Origin of the sequence: Mesobacillus jeotgali, assembly GCF_002874535.1 — a bacterium.
Taxonomy (GTDB): domain Bacteria; phylum Bacillota; class Bacilli; order Bacillales; family Cytobacillaceae; genus Mesobacillus; species Mesobacillus jeotgali.
Genome location: NZ_CP025025.1, coordinates 2304512 through 2321752 on the forward strand (window position 1 = coordinate 2304512; position 17241 = coordinate 2321752).

18 protein-coding genes are annotated in these 17241 nt (G+C 40.0%); 9 read left to right on the plus strand and 9 right to left on the minus strand.

Going from position 1 to position 17241, the window contains the following annotated elements:
* Positions 1-205: 205 nt before the first annotated feature.
* Both CD004_RS11615 and CD004_RS11620 read left to right on the plus strand, forming a co-directional pair.
* Complete coding sequence (locus tag CD004_RS11615) at positions 206-1453, plus strand: MerR family transcriptional regulator (RefSeq protein ID WP_158651547.1); 1248 nt, start codon at positions 206-208, stop codon at positions 1451-1453.
* Positions 1454-1842: 389 nt separating this feature from the next.
* Positions 1843-2739 carry a glycerophosphodiester phosphodiesterase gene (locus CD004_RS11620; protein ID WP_233434997.1) on the plus strand — a complete coding sequence of 299 codons (897 nt, stop codon included), beginning with the start codon at positions 1843-1845 and terminating at the stop codon, positions 2737-2739.
* A 174-nt stretch (positions 2740-2913) separates the two neighbouring features.
* Here CD004_RS11620 and CD004_RS11625 read toward each other — a convergent pair whose 3' ends face one another.
* Complete coding sequence (locus tag CD004_RS11625) at positions 2914-3534, minus strand: pyridoxamine 5'-phosphate oxidase family protein (protein ID WP_102262919.1); 621 nt, start codon at positions 3532-3534, stop codon at positions 2914-2916.
* Positions 3535-3693: 159 nt separating this feature from the next.
* Here CD004_RS11625 and CD004_RS11630 point away from each other — a divergent pair, with 159 nt between their 5' ends.
* Together CD004_RS11630 and CD004_RS11635 are read left to right on the plus strand one after the other, a co-directional pair.
* Positions 3694-4773 carry an AbrB family transcriptional regulator gene (locus tag CD004_RS11630; RefSeq protein WP_233434998.1) on the plus strand — a complete coding sequence of 360 codons (1080 nt, stop codon included), beginning with the start codon at positions 3694-3696 and terminating at the stop codon, positions 4771-4773.
* 54 nt (positions 4774-4827) lie between these two features.
* A complete protein-coding gene (locus CD004_RS11635; protein WP_102262921.1) occupies positions 4828-5193 on the plus strand; it encodes a hypothetical protein in 366 nt (121 codons plus the stop codon).
* An 85-nt stretch (positions 5194-5278) separates the two neighbouring features.
* On the opposite strand, the gene CD004_RS11640 is transcribed toward CD004_RS11635, so the two are convergent.
* Positions 5279-6286, minus strand: coding sequence for a DUF3231 family protein (locus tag CD004_RS11640; protein ID WP_102262922.1), 1008 nt, complete (start codon positions 6284-6286; stop codon positions 5279-5281).
* A gap of 193 nt (positions 6287-6479) precedes the next feature.
* Between CD004_RS11640 and CD004_RS11645 the strand changes: the two genes are divergently transcribed.
* Both CD004_RS11645 and CD004_RS11650 read left to right on the plus strand, forming a co-directional pair.
* Positions 6480-8021: a GGDEF domain-containing protein gene (locus CD004_RS11645; protein ID WP_102262923.1), complete on the plus strand. Its 1542-nt coding sequence runs from the start codon at positions 6480-6482 to the stop codon at positions 8019-8021.
* Positions 8014-8502, plus strand: coding sequence for a hypothetical protein (locus CD004_RS11650; protein ID WP_102262924.1), 489 nt, complete (start codon positions 8014-8016; stop codon positions 8500-8502). Before CD004_RS11645 ends, CD004_RS11650 begins: the two co-directional genes overlap by 8 nt.
* 46 nt (positions 8503-8548) lie before the next feature.
* Here CD004_RS11650 and CD004_RS11655 read toward each other — a convergent pair whose 3' ends face one another.
* Positions 8549-9598, minus strand: coding sequence for an ATP synthase beta subunit C-terminal domain-containing protein (locus tag CD004_RS11655; RefSeq protein WP_102262925.1), 1050 nt, complete (start codon positions 9596-9598; stop codon positions 8549-8551).
* A 256-nt stretch (positions 9599-9854) separates the two neighbouring features.
* Between CD004_RS11655 and pduL the strand changes: the two genes are divergently transcribed.
* Positions 9855-10418 (plus strand): phosphate propanoyltransferase, encoded by a 564-nt coding sequence (pduL, locus tag CD004_RS11660; protein ID WP_102262926.1) that lies wholly within the window; start codon positions 9855-9857, stop codon positions 10416-10418.
* Positions 10419-10495: 77 nt separating this feature from the next.
* On the opposite strand, the gene CD004_RS11665 is transcribed toward pduL, so the two are convergent.
* Complete coding sequence (locus CD004_RS11665) at positions 10496-11284, minus strand: nucleotidyltransferase domain-containing protein (RefSeq protein ID WP_102262927.1); 789 nt, start codon at positions 11282-11284, stop codon at positions 10496-10498.
* 95 nt (positions 11285-11379) lie between these two features.
* On the opposite strand from CD004_RS11665, the gene CD004_RS11670 reads away from it, so the two are divergent.
* Positions 11380-11574, plus strand: a complete 195-nt coding sequence (locus CD004_RS11670) for a CsbD family protein (RefSeq protein WP_102262928.1) — start codon at positions 11380-11382, stop codon at positions 11572-11574.
* Positions 11575-11626: 52 nt separating this feature from the next.
* On the opposite strand, the gene pssA is transcribed toward CD004_RS11670, so the two are convergent.
* Entirely contained in the window at positions 11627-12322 is a 696-nt protein-coding gene (gene pssA / locus CD004_RS11675; RefSeq protein WP_102262929.1) for a CDP-diacylglycerol--serine O-phosphatidyltransferase, read from the minus strand.
* 258 nt (positions 12323-12580) lie between these two features.
* Here pssA and CD004_RS11680 point away from each other — a divergent pair, with 258 nt between their 5' ends.
* Positions 12581-13051, plus strand: a complete 471-nt coding sequence (locus tag CD004_RS11680; RefSeq protein ID WP_102262930.1) for a DUF2062 domain-containing protein — start codon at positions 12581-12583, stop codon at positions 13049-13051.
* Between the two features lie 42 nt (positions 13052-13093).
* Here the strand turns inward: CD004_RS11680 and CD004_RS11685 are convergent, their stop codons facing one another.
* The 4 genes from CD004_RS11685 to CD004_RS11700 form a co-directional block, all read right to left on the minus strand.
* Positions 13094-13447: a VOC family protein gene (locus tag CD004_RS11685; protein WP_102262931.1), complete on the minus strand. Its 354-nt coding sequence runs from the start codon at positions 13445-13447 to the stop codon at positions 13094-13096.
* On the minus strand, positions 13444-14511 hold the full coding sequence (locus tag CD004_RS11690; RefSeq protein ID WP_233434999.1) for an S-adenosylmethionine:tRNA ribosyltransferase-isomerase: 1068 nt from the start codon (positions 14509-14511) through the stop codon (positions 13444-13446). Before CD004_RS11690 ends, CD004_RS11685 begins: the two co-directional genes overlap by 4 nt.
* A complete protein-coding gene (locus CD004_RS11695) occupies positions 14508-15233 on the minus strand; it encodes an SDR family NAD(P)-dependent oxidoreductase (protein ID WP_233435000.1) in 726 nt (241 codons plus the stop codon). Before CD004_RS11695 ends, CD004_RS11690 begins: the two co-directional genes overlap by 4 nt.
* A gap of 176 nt (positions 15234-15409) precedes the next feature.
* On the minus strand, positions 15410-17092 hold the full coding sequence (locus CD004_RS11700) for a glycoside hydrolase family 13 protein (protein ID WP_102262932.1): 1683 nt from the start codon (positions 17090-17092) through the stop codon (positions 15410-15412).
* Positions 17093-17241 lie beyond the last annotated feature (149 nt).

A 17241-nucleotide genomic window follows, 5' to 3' on the forward strand; every position in this document is an offset into this window, starting at 1 on the left:
TGTAAATCAAAAAGCAGAAATCATCACGACAAATCATCTTTTTCCTAAACTTAGATCGCGAAAACTGTATGATTTCTAATTGTTATGGTGAAACTCCACTACTTTTGAGAGCTTTTGTCACCATGCAGGAAAACAGGAATGTTCTTGCTGAATTGTAATAGGACATCGAATTTATCATAAACCAAAACAGAAAGGAATGTGCACGATGACTGACACTCAATTCATGAAGGCATACACAATCAAAGAGGTGTCCAAGAAAATAAATGTTCCGTCTGGCACCATTAGACAATGGGAAAAAGATCTTGCGGGACTGCTGATCGTCCCAAGAACGAAACAAGGTGCAAGATTTTATACGGATATAGAAATAGACGAACTGATGAAGATAAAGCAAATGCGTGATAAAAATTTAAGCAAAGAGATGATTCGGGATCTCTTACAGAGGCATAAAAGTTCTGATGCGGTTTCCGATCGATCTCCACATGAAAACAGCCTAACTGTAAATTCGAATATGCCAGCCGCTTCTCCGACAGGCAGCCCAAATGATTTTGATACTTTTATGTTTGCTATGGAACAATATAAGAAGTCCTTGCTTGAAGAGGTAAAAGCAGAAATCAGGAACGGCATTCGAAAGGAAGTTCTGGAGGAAGTAAAAAAAGAAATCTCTAAAGGTACTTTTACAACAGTAAAAACCCTTTCCGATTCTATCTATAAAACAGGAGAAAAAACCAATGAACATATAATGGTGCTATCTGAAACAGTTGCCAAAAGCTCGGAAGAAAGTTCCGAACGCCTCGGAACGATATCTTCTGAGCTTACGAATGTTTCGAAAGGTACTTCCGAAATTAGCACGAACCTTGCAAAAGTTTCTAAAGGTACGACAGAAATGTTCAGCAAGCTTTCAGATTCTGTAACCAAAGCTTCTCAAGGTACGACTGATAAAATAACGAAGCTGACCGAGAATGTTGCGAAGGTTTCAAAAGGTACTTCCGAAAAAATAAATGCACTATCCGGCAGTCTTGCGAATGTCTCGAAGGGCACTTCCGAACGAATTGCATCTTTAACATCTAGTTTGACTAAGACCTCAAAAGGCACGAATGAAAAAATTGTAAAGTTAGAGAGCACGGTCAATAAGCTGTCCTCCGGTACAAATAACGAATTATCACTTTTGGCAAAACGCTTGAACGAGACAACCGAGACAGTTTCCGAAGAGTTTAAAATACTTGCTGACTATGTTTCAAATAGTCGCGAAACAACAAATCAGGAGCTCTCAAATTTAAACCAGGTCATCAATCAGGAACGAGATTATTTTGTCCGCACCCTTCAAAGTGAACGTGAAGAATTACGCCAGGAGATCAGGCAGCGGGACGAAATGTTTAAAAATATGGTCGATAGCTTCAGGGAGACGGCAGCTTCGAAACAATCAAAACGCAATTGGTGGAAGGTTTGGAAGTAGTTTTCTCTTCTTAAGTTTATAGACTTTTTTACTGAGATTATTGTCTAGCTCCAGCACCTAGCCAGTTTTCATCCCTGAGAGTGCCTCCATGAGTATCTTGCGATAAGCGTTAGCTTTTAGCAGCTCGAGTCGCTTCAGTCCAGCCAATGAAGTCAAAGAACGACTTCAATGATCGGCACTCTGATGCATAGGACGTGCAGACCCGCCAGCCACAGGATGTGGCGCTGCAGGCGTGCAGCGCTTGTCGACCGACTAAGGCGCTTAAGCTTTTCTTTTTGCTGACATATAACTTGTAAAGATGTAAATAATATTTACACTTAAGCACCAACCGTTTTTCAATAAATCTCCATTATGCAATGCAAGAAATACTCTTGGGAGGGAAATTGGAGTTGTTGAGATATTTTCGCTGGGTAGCAATAACAGCATTGATCATTTACTTATCAGGAGCTTCATCAGATTTTGCTATAGCGAAGATCTCCTCAGATTACGGGCAAATAAAAGCAATCAACATTTCTCATCGTGGCGCATCAGGCCATGCCCCCGAACATACATTGCAGGCATATGAACTAGGGAATGTCATGAATGGCGATTACATTGAGATCGACCTTCAAATGACGAAGGATGGAGAATTAATTGCGCTGCATGACGAAACAATTGACCGGACTACCGAAAAAAAGGGTCTGGTCAAAAACCTTACTCTAAAGGAAATAAAGAAACTTGATGCAGGCTCCTGGTTTAATGATGCTTACCCTGAAAAAATGAGTACCGAGTATTTGGGGCTTCAAATCCCTACCCTGCGAGAGGTGCTTGATAGGTTCGGTCCAAACTCGAAGTTTTTCATAGAAACCAAATCGCCTGAAGTCTATCCTGGAATGGAAGAGAAACTAATAAATACACTGAATGAATACAATCTCACCGGGGCCAATCATACATTCGGAAATGTTGTTGTTCAATCATTCAGTGTAGAAAGTTTAAGGAAAGTCCATGAAATAGATGAGTCGATTCCATTGGTCCAGCTGTTGTCCTACTACGCTCCAGCGGTCATCACCGATACTGAACTAAGTAAAATCAAGGAGTATGCGGTTGGAGTTGGATTGCATTATACGGCAGTTAGTCCCGGGTATATTAAAAAGGTCACAGATTCTGGTTTAATGGTTTTCCCTTATACAGTCAATGAAAAGGAAGATATGAACATGCTTCTGGATTGGGGAGTCACAGGGATGTTTACCAATTACCCCGATCGGTTGAACGAAGTCATACAAAGCAGAATACCAAAAAAACCGTAAACCTTATCAAGACAAAAGCTGCCTTTTGGCAGCTTTGTTCGCGTAATAATTATACTTGTTCTACATGCACCCTTTTACTGAGTGATCTGCCCGCATAAGGGGGCTCTTTATTGACTAAATGCACCCTTATATGTCGCGAACTTCACTCATAATGACTTAATTATTGGTATCTTCTCAATAAAGTCTATTTTTATATCCTTCTTCCAACCTCTTCTTGATATCTGCTTCTGAGGATCCAGGAAGCTTGGAGTGTGCTGCCAATATTTCAGCACCGGATGGCAATGTGGATGAATCTGCCCAGCTTTCAGGATTCCATAAACCAGACCGCTTTAATGCTTTTCCGCATTGTATATAGCATTCCTCCACTTCTACTTCGATTCCAAGCAGGGGATTCTTGCCGCCGGCTTTCATTCTTTCTAGTAGCACTGGCTCCTGTGTCAAACTGGCCTTCCCATTCACTCTCAATGTTTCTGGCATCCCAGGTATAAGAAATAACAGGCCTACCCTTGGATTGGATAAAATATTTTTCAATGAGTCCATTCTCTTGTTACCGGGACGGTCTGGAATCACAATTCGGTTTTTGTCCAGAACAAGCACAAATCCAGGTGCATCTCCCCTAGGAGAAGCGTCTGTGTACCCGTTTTCGTCAGAGGTAGATAAGACCACAAACGGTGATTGGTCTATGTAGTTACGGCAGTGTTCGTCTACGAAAGATATGACCTTCCGTTTAGCCAACTCACTAGGCTCCCCGAACAATGTCCTTAATTCTTCAAAACTATTAATTACATAATTCATAAATTCATCTCCCAGGTAGATTGATTAGTTTTCCAGGTCCATATTTGAAAACGGGCAAAACAGAGTAAGACTGATAGTACTTCCAACTGGTAAAAATAATATGCTAGGATGGTATTGCCACTAATTGGTTGGCGAAAAAATATTATAGAAGGTGCAGCATTGAGATCAACCGTAAATAAAAGATCATTTATATTTGCATTTTTAATAGCCTTATCTGGTGGTTTAGTGTTTTCATTCTTATCAATTCCGGTTCCGTGGCTACTCGGACCGATGTCTGCAATTCTGATTGCTGACCGTTTCAAAGGTTTAACACTAAGTTGGCCGAGAACCTTAAGGGATGTAGCGTTAATGCTCATCGGTTATTCAATCGGACTTTCCTTTACACGCTCCTCTGTTGAGAATATCATAGAAAACCTCCCAGCAATGCTGATCATGACAGTGATCCTCGTCGCGTCTGCTGCCGTGATGTCTAAAGTTATTTCGAAGCTGTCCGGTGTTGATTATCCTACAGTATTGACTGGCAGCATTCCAGGCGGGTTGTCACAAATGATCATTTTTGCAGAAGAAATGAAAGGGATTGATGTCACAACGGTTACCTTCCTACAGGTATCCAGGTTATTGATGATTGTTTTTGTCGTTCCTTTTATCATATTCGGGCCAATTTTCGATATAAGTCATATGAAGGGTGAATTGACAGGCTCAGACCCATTCATTTTCGACCCATTTATGATCTTTATATTTTCTATAGTATGTATCCTCGGAGTGATTATTGGCAAGAAACTGAGGCTGCCTACTCCCTTTTTACTTGGTCCGCTATTAGGAACAGCCATAATGACTTATTCTGGCTATACAGGTCCAACTCTTCCAACCATAGTCATGGATGCTTCACAACTGATGATAGGCGGCTATATTGGTATGTTATTAAAACCTGAGAAATTAAAGAACAAAGCATCAACCATCATTCTCGCTTTGTTAAGTGGTTTCTTACTTGTAATTGGATCTTTGTTGTTAAGTTTCTTTTTATCTGACGCTTTAAACATCAATATAGTTACAAGTTTTCTGAGCCTGGCACCAGGTGGAATGGATCAAATGGGGATTATCGCACACGAGGTAAGTGCTGATTTATCAATTGTTTCAGGCTTTCAACTATTTAGGTTATTTTTCATATATTTTGTAGTTCCTCCGGTTTTAAGGTGGTATTTTAAAAGAAAATTACGCGTTCAAAAGGATTCCCTTTGATATTCGGGGTATATTAACATCAGACTTTAAAAATCCTTAGATGGAGGAATGAAATTGAACAGATCGTTTAATGATTTGCTTAATATAGCTAAAATGACTTTGAATCAGGCATTTGGTCACGCAAAAGAAACCCTTTATTCCATCACAGGAACATCGTCAGCATCTGTTCTGCAAATAGCTGATTTCGTCATGAGTCACCCTGATGTGAAAGTTGTAAAGAAAGATTATCTAGGGATGTCTTTATCATTTTATGAACTTGTCCAGGGTAAAATGAAATACTATCTAGAGACAAGTAATTCAAAGATTTTGCAGCTTGATGTCCATTCCCATAATCACACTGTAGTAGCGTACCGTTCTTACCGCGATCAATTATCAATTGATACACCAGTTAAGTTTCCAGATATGCAAAATGCAAAATAAGATTAGGGAACTTCTCCCATTAGAAGTACATCATACAAAATTTAAGGGTGGCCCATATGCTATTGGGACACCCTGTTTTAGTCCTTTATGCCAAGCCGGACAGCTGGTCCCGGTCGTCAGCCATCGGTGGTTCCTCCAGCCATGAGTTTTTGATCATGATATTGGCACCATCTTCTGCATATAGCGCAATTTCAGGAATCAGCGAAGCATATTTAAGTCCAATATCCTTTCGTGGACTTGCTGCCATAGCGGCACCATAATTCCCGATACCTGCGGCAATCATTGCTGAGACATGGAATAAGATAAGTTTATCTGAAAATACTTGTGTTGTACTGTCTGTTACAGCTGAATCCCAAAACATGGGGGCAGGGATGTCATTATTCTTAAGGATATCACTGAACAAATCGACATGTTTTTGAGCAATTTTCTTTCCTCTCTGCAAATATTCTTTGACCTCTTTGCCCTGAGCCACTTGGATGAATCCCATGATCAGTGCCTTTCCTATTTGGTTAGTTTGTATATTCACGAACAAATGCGTTATTTCTATTGAAGTAAGTGCCCGTCTCCTGCTTTTTATCCCCGAAAGGAATTTTTGTTTCTCAACAAAGTCAACCTTATCTGGGACTGAAATAAATGGTGGCCTTATGTATGTACCTTGCTCTAGCATTGCCTCCCTTGTCAAATCCTGCAGTCCAATCGCAGATTTCAAGACACTTTTGTGAAAGTTAATCACATCAGGCCGCGTTCCAAGACCGATTGCCGCGGTATTTGCTGCCATACCAAGAATGGACATATGCCTTAAATACATCATTGCAAATGTATCGGAAAAAAGCCGTGGAGCATGGATATTCACATCTTTCTTTGTGAAACCAATTGGGTAGGGAAAATCTTCACCATCGAAAATCTCCTTTAATAGAGAAATGTTTTTTTGTGATGCGCTGAGAGCAAACTCCACAATTTCTTTTACCTTTTTGTCGTCTATGTTGTTCATAAAATAACTCAAAACACAAACAGAGACTGTATCATTTATATATTGCGACCACAAACTGGACATTTCTGCCGCAGTCAGTCGTATTTTTGTCTTGTCCTCCATTTTCACACCCCTATGCCTTGATGATATATTTATCTTTCCTTACCCTGCCGATATTTATTTAATAATTTTCCAGTGTTAAAGATGAATGGTCAATTTCCAGCATTGGCTTAAGCAGATATCAACAGTCATGATAAAAACATCCTATCTATTTTACAAAAAAATAGTAAAATAGAAGTATGATTCATATTTAGGAGTGAGCAAGCTGAACGCATTTTTTTTATTAATCATTGCAGCTGTTGGCATATCACTGACAGCAAATGTATTACGATTTAATGTAAGCGTTTTTTTGAACCAACTGATCTTCTCAGCTGCCTCATTAATCCTGGTTGAGGTTTCAGTTTATTTTTATGGAAGTAATCAATTAAGCTGGACTATTCTTTTATTTATTGCGACTGCGGGGTATTGTTTTAAATTAATTGGGGGTATAGCGGCAGCCCTTACTAGTGTTCTTATCGTTTATTTACATACAGAAGGTTTCCCTTTGGCAGTTCTCCCCATTTATTTGGTAATCGGGGCGAGTGCCGGCTATATTTCGCAATATTTACTCAACAAAAAGAGAGAGCACCATAGCTGGATGTACATGCTCATGGAGCAATCCAAGCATTTACAGGTCTTTCGTGAAGTGAGCACAACGATGCAGGGCACTCTTCAGCAGGACCTGCTTTTGAAAGTGATCTTGACATCGGTTACAGCGGGCCATGGCCTTGGATTTAACAGAGCGATGATTTTTCTTGCATCCAATCAAGCTAAGTCCCTTAAAGGGATTGTTGGTGTTGGCCCTATGGATGTAAAGAAAGGGTATGAAGTTTGGGAAAAGATTTCAGAAGACAGACTAAAACTCAGGGATTTAATTGAACATAACTTTGACAGCAATTTTACCGACCCGGAGTTGAATGCTATTTTACGTTCATTGGATATACCAATTGATGAACATAACGTCTTTGGGTTAGCACTATCAAGTCAAAAACCAGTTATTGTTAAGAGCATCTCAAAAGAGGATATGTCACAAATTTTAATTAAGGATTTGTTCCAAACCGAGGAATTCGCATTGATCCCCTTGATTAACCAGGGTAAGAATATCGGTATCCTGCTAATTGATAATATTGTTAATAAGAGACCAATTACCTTGATGGATACTGAAAATATTCTTCCCCTGGCGAACCAGGCTGCGATTGCTCTTGACCATGCTAATCTATATGAACAAATTGAGGAAATGGCTTTACACGATGGTTTGACAGGTCTTCTCAACCAACGGGCTTTCCAGAAAATCCTTAATGATCACTTCCCGATTGAAGGAAATCGGAATAGTCCCCTTTCGTTAATCATCTTTGATATCGATTTCTTTAAGGTGTTCAATGACAAAAACGGCCACCTGCTTGGAAATGAAGTGTTGATGAAGCTGGCAAGAGTCATTGTTAATTCATTAAGACCTGATGATTTTTCCTTCCGATTTGGCGGAGAAGAATTTGTAGTCCTATTGCCTGGCACCCTTCTTGACCAAGCTGAAGTATTAGCTGAAAAAATCCGATCGAACGTGGAGAAAGCAAGCTTTCCTGGTGAAAAGACACAGCCCAGCGGCACATTAACCGTGAGTATCGGAGTAGCCTGTACAAACCATTCTGGAATCACCACAAAAAATGAATTGATAGAAGCTGCCGACCAGGCACTATACAAAGCTAAAAACGCAGGTAAAAATACGGTAGTTTCTTTTAAGGAGTTTGTAACCATTGATTGAACTGGCATTTATTCTTGCTACCCTTGTCTTTTTCATGGTTTCCGCTTTGACAAGCAGGCCATTATATAATCTTTCACAAAAACATTATTCCAACCGGGTTACTGCACATTATGGGTTCAAGGTATCAGATTTGCATTATTCCTATGACCAAATGATCTACTTTATCTCAATGCCAACTACCTTGCCATATATCAAGAATGCGTTAAAGGAGGACTTGGTTATTGAGCAAGATTATTCATCTTATTTTTTTCCCGTTCTTAAGGGTATCAAAATATCTTTAAAACAGAACAGCGAAAATATGTACCTTGCCTATTTGCCTATCGGGAACTTCCGGCTGCCACATCTCGATAAGCTGCAGCATGAAGGCACTATTCATGAGCAGACATATTTAAGAATAAGCACCAGTAAGCTGCTAGATCCCGGCACGTTGCAGGAAGTGCGCGAAGAGGTATATAAACAGCTTCAAGTGGGTCGCTATTAATTATGTAAGAGCCAGCATTGGATGCCGGCTCTTTTACTTTTCAACTTCAGCGCTTTAATTTTCCGATAAAATTAAGCTCATTGGCTTCGGATATACTAGAAGGGTTTTCAAGGATTCTTCTCACATCGTTTAGTGTGTCCTCGAGTTTCACGTCCTCCCCCTTCTTGCCAGTGAAGGCTTCCGCTACAAAGAAAGGCTGTGTCAAATATGCCTCTAATCTCTCGCCCTGCTTATAAATCTGCGACTCAGCAGCTGGAAGGCGTTCGATGCCATGTACATTGACGATCGCCCGCAATTCCCTGTACCTGCGTAAAAGCTTTTGCGCTCTTTGTTGAATGCTATGGTGAACAGGTTCTAAATATGACCCCTCTAGGATGGAGGATGTTGAGTAGATTGGGTTGATTGCAGGGTATTTATGGCGCGCTGCAAGGTCGGCATCGAATTGCCATAAAGTATCAAGAGGGCCATACGGAAGGTCTTCATCGACAGCCTCTCCTTTCAAATCCATCAGGAATGTCGTTACCTCGCTGATTCCTTTGTCATCGAAAGTTTCCTGTAGGGTGAAGAATTCACCTGATATTACATAAGATCTGTCGGCTGTAAGAACGTAGTCCTTATCTGTCCCTTCTTTTAACATTACCTTAAATGTCTCATTGATATTGTTTGTTACGAAATCGACGTCATCGAGAATATCGTCAAGCTCTGGATGATTGCCCTTTGGTTTTATAAGAATTGTGACATACCCTTCCCTTTTCAGTCGAAAAAGCATCTCGCCAAGTACAACTAATTGCCCCATTCCCGGGCGCGCAACTAGCCCAACAGTTCCGCCCTTTGCAATTGGCGCAAATAAGTCCAGAGTTTTAATGCCTGTTTCAATCATTTCTACACTCTCCCCTCTTAAAATCAGTTCATCCAAACTGCAGCCAGCCAACTCTGCCAGAGCTACTATAGTCCGCACCTCTGCCCTGCCGACCGGTATTTTTCCGGTGGACAAATTTGAAACAGTTGCAGGTCTCAGTCCTACAGATTTAGCTGCAGATGTCAGGTTTGGCACCTTTTTTCTCAATAACGCTACATTGAGTCTAAGATTTTCCATAAATAGCACCTCCTTACTTTAGATAGTAAACTTAATTACTCTAAATAGCAACGTTTTTTACTTCCAAGAGTAATCATCTGTTTTTCCTATCGTTAGTGAAGGAGTAGCAAGAAAAGAGCCCCAAAACCTGATGAATACGGTTGAAAAGTTACCTGAGAAAAGCAACAATCAATGCGAAAACAGCCTTCTATTAATGTGTTTTTTGATTCAGGCAGGGTACAATAAATGAATCAAAGAACTTGAAAGGAGTTCTCAAATGATTCCTATTGGTGTATCAAATCGCCATATTCATTTAACTAGAGAAGATTTAGATCGGCTTTTCGGTGAAGGATATCAGCTTACTACTGCTAAAGAGCTTTCACAGCCAGGGGAGTTTGCCGCGAATGAAACAGTAAGAGTCATAGGTCCAAAAGGGGAATTTCCCGCAGTCAGGATTCTTGGTCCTTTAAGGAAGTTCACTCAGCTTGAAATTTCCAAGACTGACTCCTTTTCGCTCGGAGTAAAAGCACCCTTAAGAGCTTCAGGGAAGATTGCCGGCACTCCAGGCATTAAGCTTGTCGGCCCAAAAGCTGAACTGGAAATTCAGGAAGGCGTCATCGTGGCAGAACGCCATATTCATATGACCCAAGCTGACGCTGCAAAGTATAATGTCCAGGATGGAGACTATGTAAGTGTTAAATCTGCAGGTGAAAGAAGCTTAGTATTCAATCAAGTACTCATAAGGGTGAAAGATACCTACGCTCTTGATATGCACATTGATACTGATGAAGCTAACGCGGCTGGTCTGCGTACTGGCGACCAGGTTGAAATAATGAAATAAACATGGCCGGAACTGCAACATGAGCAGTCCGGCCAAATTCTTTTGAACTACAGAGAGCACTTACAGACAAAAGCGGATTACTCCCATACTTCCTTAAGTGTTACTCGAAACAATTCGTTAAGCTCTTTTGTAGGGTCTTCAGATTTTTGACTTACAGATTTTGCATAACTGGCAAGCAGTTTAATTTCTTGTTCTATAAAATCATTAAGAATCAAGTTTTGCTCAATGGTATTATGTTCTCCGCTTTGTTTCTTCCAAAGTAAGTCCTTCAATTCCCTTTTTACTGGTGCGTTTCCTAAAATGCTTAAAAGTTGCATGAACTCGACTGGTGGTATTTGCCTATGTTTTTGTAACCATTTTGCAGACAGGATAGACCGGAGAATATATAGATATACCTTTCCCCTCCACTCCTTCTTCTTTTGCATATCTATGACATTTCTTGTTACAAGGTTGAGATGATGGTTTATATATGCTTTATGTGAAATGACAGTATCTTGCATTGACTTCAATTTTTCGGCCAGATAAGCATGATTCCAATAAACATATTTTGAGTTAAGCCATTCGAGCAAGGAAGGATTAGACTTCCGGAAAAGCCTGAGTGTTTTGATAAGTTCCCAGCCGACGACATCTAATTTGGGATCGACAATAGTGGAAAGCGAATCTTCTTTTGGTATTTCGATAACATCCTTCTGATGATCAATCGATAAATACCAATCTTTTTTATGAATATAAATGAAGCGGATATCATAATCACTGTCTGGTGATGCAAATCCCAGCGCTCTGCTCCCGGCGTCACATGCATAAAGTATTTTTACCTCATATTCTTTTTCAATTTGATTTAATACAGTATTGATATGGTCCTTCATTTGCAGATTGCCTCCTTTCATCACATATACTTAATAGTTTGCCATCAATCGTAAAGGGTATAAAAGAATATACTCAATTAAAGGAGGCCAAAATAATGAATGACAAGCAAACAAAAGGCGCATTTGACCAGGTTAAAGGTGAAGCCAAGAAGCAATTCGGCAAACTGACCGACAATGAATCTATGGAAGCTGAAGGTCGCCTGGATAAGGGAAAAGGAAAACTGAAAGAAACAGCTGGTGATATGAAAGAGGATGTATCACGTGCATTTAACGACTCGTCCAGAGATTGATAATTGCTTTTACAAAAAGCCCTTGCTGATTCAGCAAGGGCTTTTTTGTATTCTAATCAATATTGTTTTTATTTTTCCCTTTAACAAATCGATAGGCCAAATACGCTACATAAAGAGGAGTTGCGATATAAATCAAGTAAGGGAATTGGCTGTAGGTCCCTTTCCAAATGACAAACAGCAAAGAACCAAGGAATATTGTGACGATTGTTCCATACTTAGGGAGCGGTACTTCCTTGAAGCTTGGAATCCTGATTCTGCTTACCATGAGAAAACTCAGTGCCGTAAAAACAACAGTAGTTACGATATTTGGAATCAAGTCACCAAATAAAGTGAGGATGGCCATAATTCCGCCAGCGGCAGTAATCGGCACCCCAATAAAATAATTAAGCGAAGATTTATCAGTGCTGATATTGAACCTCGCCAGGCGATAAGCACCGAATAACGGGAATAGTCCCGCTACCATTAAGCCCCATAATCCAAATTGGTAAAAGTATGTATAATAAACCAGGAACGATGGTGCTACACCAAATGTGACGATATCCGCCAGTGAATCAAGTTCCTTTCCGAGCTGGCTGTCCGCTTTCAGCATCCTCGCCAGCCTTCCGTCCATGCTGTCCAACATCATACCGATTAAAATTAAAATGGCTGCATTGTTAAATTGGCCATTAGCCGCAAATCCAATTGATAGAAAACCGCAATACAGATTCCCAAGCGTGAACATATTGGGAATCATTTTTGTAAACCGCATCAGTTGTCATCACTCTCCGAACTTTTTCTAATTCTCGTCATGCCTATTTTTACCCCAGTCAGCTAATAATCATGTTTATTTTATTATAGAATCGCCGAAAATATAGTTTAACTATATCATTTTTTCTCATTCTGAATAGAGGTTAACAAGAAAAATTCTTATCTGGAATCCATAGAGTGTATCTGCATGGAAGTAATTTGTCAAAAAGGCTATTAAAATGATTCATCAAATTGTATACTAATTTGGGGCTGGTGAATTATGATCAATAAGAACTTGCGCAAACTAAAATTTCTTCTTATAAAGTTATTTAGAATAAAAGAAAACGCACATAATGTATCTCTAGGGTTTACCCTTGGTTTTTTAATCCACTTCATCCCATCATTCGGCATGGGGCCTATACTTTCGACCGTGGGTGCCAAACTCTTCAAAGGGAATCCTATAGCCGGTTTCATTAGCGGTGTAGCACTCATTTGGCTTTTCCCGTTCTTATTTTATTTGAATGTCGTAGTCGGTGAAACCCTTTTCCCTTATGGTGTCTTCCCCTCGGCAGCGGGTATGCCCTCTCATGGTTTAGATGCCGGGATCCATTTAGGTGCCGTTTTTTTCATAGGCATGATTATTAATATCATGCTTTTCGGGATGGTTGTATACTATCTAATTTATACAATCATGAGAAAATACCGATTAAGCTTTCTTACTATAGTTAAAAAATGGGAAATAAAAAAATAAGGAATGGATAAAGCAATGCGCTGTTCCGTTCCTTATTTTGTCCTAGATGACTTCGAGGAATTCTATTACTTCTTTATCTGGACCCAAATAGAAGATCGTCTTCCAACCGTTGTCTAATGTATATGGACCCTCAAAAGAAGGAATGTCTCTTTCCCGCATTTCCTTCATTTTTTCATCAAGATTTTCCACCTCGAAACAAAAATGTGTCCTTTCACCAATTTCTCCATCTGACTTTTTCTGAGATAATTCAAGTCTAAAACCATTCTGCTCCAAAAAGATCATTTCTTCATTTTCAAAAAGTATTCTGCAGCTTTCATTAAAACCAAGAAAGGTTTCATAAAAAGTTTTTGAAATTGTCAAATCGCTTACTTCAAGTGCAAAATGATGGAATCTCATTGTCCTCTTCCGTCTTTCATTTTGATTATCAGATTTATATCACCAAATTCGTGCCAAAGATATTTTTGTTCAATCGCGATATTGTAAGCTTCTAAAAGTTTGATCTCATCAACGAAGGCAGACAGCATATCCAAATGACTTGCCTTTGGTTCATGAAACCCTGTTATGATTCCATCAACAACCTGTAGCTTAAAATCCGAAGTGATATACAGATTAGTCCATCCTTGTGTAGTTGAATTAATGACAGCGGTTTCAAGTGCCCGAACAACGGTAGTTCCAGCTGCGATTACCTTTGCTCCAGAATCTTTCGCTTTTACTATTGCCTCCATATCTTCCTGGCGAATAGAATATTCTTCGAAGTTTTCCTCTGGTGAATGGGCATACTCATCATCGAGAAGATAACTAAGGCCCGTATGAAGCTGCAAAAAAGCTAATTTAACTCCTTTTTGCTGCAGCTTTAACAGGAGTTCCCAGCTGAAAGCCCGACCGGCTGATGGCATCTCGACTGACCCTGGCTGACTTGCAAAAACAGTCTGGTAATAATCGAGGTTCCACGGGTGATGAATATATTCATATCTTATTGGATCACCCATTGAGTAGATTTCATTATATAAATCAATTCCTTGTAGATTGAACTGGATTAACTTAAGTGGCGATTTAAATACTTCACCAATTACATTCGCCTCTAAAGTTTCCGAGAATTTAAAACAATCTCCTGATTTTACATTTGTTGCTACAATCAATACTTCCCATACCGAGTCATTCTTTTTCCTGGCAAGCCGCATTTCGATGTTCGTGCCAATCACCTTTCCGTTTCGGTGCCATGTTCCTTTCAGAATTGCGGGGATTGTTCTGCTATTATTCAGCACAAGTATATCCCCTGAATTGAAATATTTTTCTATTTGAATAAATTTGTCGTGCACTACATTGCCCGTTTCTCTGTCCAACACCATCATCTTCACCTGATCCCTGCGCAGTCCTCTTCTTTCTGGTGGACTTGAGGCGTTAAGAGAAGATGGCAGAGAAAAATCATGAGGGTGTACCTTTGTTTCCATCTGCATCATCTCACCCCCCGACTAAACTCTTGTGCCTGGAATCGTTGTCCATTGACTCCTTTTGATTCTTCCGAAGCAAGGAAAAGAAAGACATCGACAACTTCCTCTGGTTTGGCTAACTCATAATCACAATCCGGTACTGCAAGAGAATGCATTTTCGTATCCATCTCCCCAGGATCGACCATATTCATTCTAATATTTGTTCCGTTAAGTTCGTCTGCCCATGTTTCTGTCATCCCCTCGACAGCAAATTTGGAAATTCCATAGGCTCCCCATCCTGCATATCCAATATGGCCAGCTTCTGAAGTTACATTTATAACTGATCCTTCAGCCTGTGTGAGCATGGCGGGAAGTACCCTTCTTGTAATCAGGAAAGGACTGATGCTGTTCACCCTGATGACTTCCGCGAAATCCTCCTCCGGATAATCCAAAAGCAGTGGCATTGGACTAGGTCCCAGAACTGATGCGTTATTGATCAGAACATCAATTCGACCGAATTTTTCAAGTGTCAGGGCAACAAACTTTTCAGCTTCCCGAGGCACCGATACATCAGCTGTTACTGCCAGCACCTCTGCCCCATATGATTCCGCTTCTTCTTTTACTACTTCAAGTTCTTTTTCCCTTCGAGCGCAAACAGCCAGCTTTGCGCCTTCCTTTGCGAACCTTAGCGTCAGTGCTTTTCCTAATCCCTGGGTTACACCTGTAATCATTACAACTTTATTCTTTATCACGTTCAACTTCCTCCTTAGTTTTCTTCTTGTATTTATCTTAAGATTTTAAACAAGACGAAACCTCATCGAGAAGCTTGATATTATCTACGACTTTAGTCTGAGGAGTAAAAGGGGACTTTCACTTAAATGTTTGAAAAATATAAAAAAGGCTGCATAAAAGCAGCCTTTTTAAATGATTAATTCTGGATCAGGTATACGATTGCTTCATACGGCCTTAATGAAATGGTAGATCCATATTCGGTGTTTGCTTCATAATTTGAAATTAATATTTCATTTTTCTTGCCTTGCAGGTCAGCTGGAACATCAAAGCTCTGATTCTCATTGGTGAAATTCAATAAGACAAGTAATTTTTGTGATTCCAGTGTTCTTGTATAAACATAAATACTCTCATCCTCAGGAACGAGGATGTCATAGCTGCCATGGACAATGACCGGGTGCTCTTTACGAAGCTGAATTAGCTTTCGGTAATAGTGGTAAATTGAACTTTCATCTTCCACAGCCTGCTTGGCATTGATTTCAGTATAGTTTGGATTTACCTGAAGCCACGGGGTACCAGTCGTAAATCCTCCATGCTCGCTATCGTCCCATTGGAAAGGAGTACGGGCATTGTCGCGTCCTTTTACAAAGATTGACTCCATCACCTTCGAAGGATCTTCTCCATTTTGGTTCACTTTCTCGTTGTACATATTAAGGGTTTCAATATCCTTGTAATCTTCGATCGATTCAAATCGTACATTTGTCATCCCGATTTCTTCACCTTGATAAATATAAGGTGTTCCTTTTAGCATATGAAGAAAAGTCCCAAGCATTTTCGCTGACTCCACGCGGTATTCCTTATCGTCACCGAATCGTGAAACCATTCTTGGCTGGTCATGATTGTTGAGATAAAGGCTGTTCCATCCAATATCTTCGAGACCCTTTTGCCATTTTGTGAAATTGTTTTTTAAATCTGTAAGCTTTAGAGGCTTAAGGTCCCATTTCCCGCCCGAGCCTGAATCCAGGTCCACGTGCTCGAATTGGAATACCATATTCAATTCGTCTCTGGATTCATCGGTGTAAAGCTTAGCTTCTTCTACATTGGCACCAGGCATTTCACCAACTGTCATTACATCATATTGAGCAAGTGCTTCCCTATGCATTTCCTGCAGGTAATCATGAATTTTAGGACCATTCATGAAGTATCTGCTTCCAGAAACATATTTTTTCCCTTCAGGATTTGGAGCGTCAGGGAGGCCATCTACTTTCGAAATGAAGTTAATAACATCCATTCTGAACCCATCTATGCCTTTGTCCAGCCAGAATTTCATCATGTCATACACTTCCTGGCGAAGTTTAGGGTTTTCCCAATTCAAATCCGGTTGTTTTTTACTGAAAATATGCAGATAGTACTCCCCGGTATTTTCATCGAACTGCCAGGCGGAACCGCTGAATGTTGACTGCCAGTTATTCGGTTCTTTCCCATCCTTGCCAGGTCTCCAAATGTAATAGTCACGATATGGATTATCTTTCGATTTTCTTGACTCAACAAACCACTGGTGTTCATCAGAGCTATGGTTAACGACAAGGTCCATGATCAGCTTCAATCCTCTGTCATGCATTTCTTTTAATAGAAGTTCCCAGTCCGCCATCGTTCCGAAATCATCCATGATTTCACGATAATCGCTGATATCATAACCATTATCATCATTTGGAGACTTATAAACTGGTGATAGCCAAATGAGATCTACTCCCAGGTCTTTTAAATAGTCAAGCTTTGAGATGATCCCAGGAATATCTCCGATCCCATCGCCATTGGAATCCATAAAGCTTCTCGGGTATATTTGATAGATGACCGATTCTTTCCACCAATGCTTTTTCAAAAAAACCACTCCAAACTAATTTCTTTAATAAATACTCTCTTTTTTAATATTTGTTACTATCTCGATTGTTAATTCATTCCCGATTCGAAAATCTTGCCGAAAAGAGCTCCTATTCCAAGATGAATAAGGATATTAGAATGAGTCCGAAA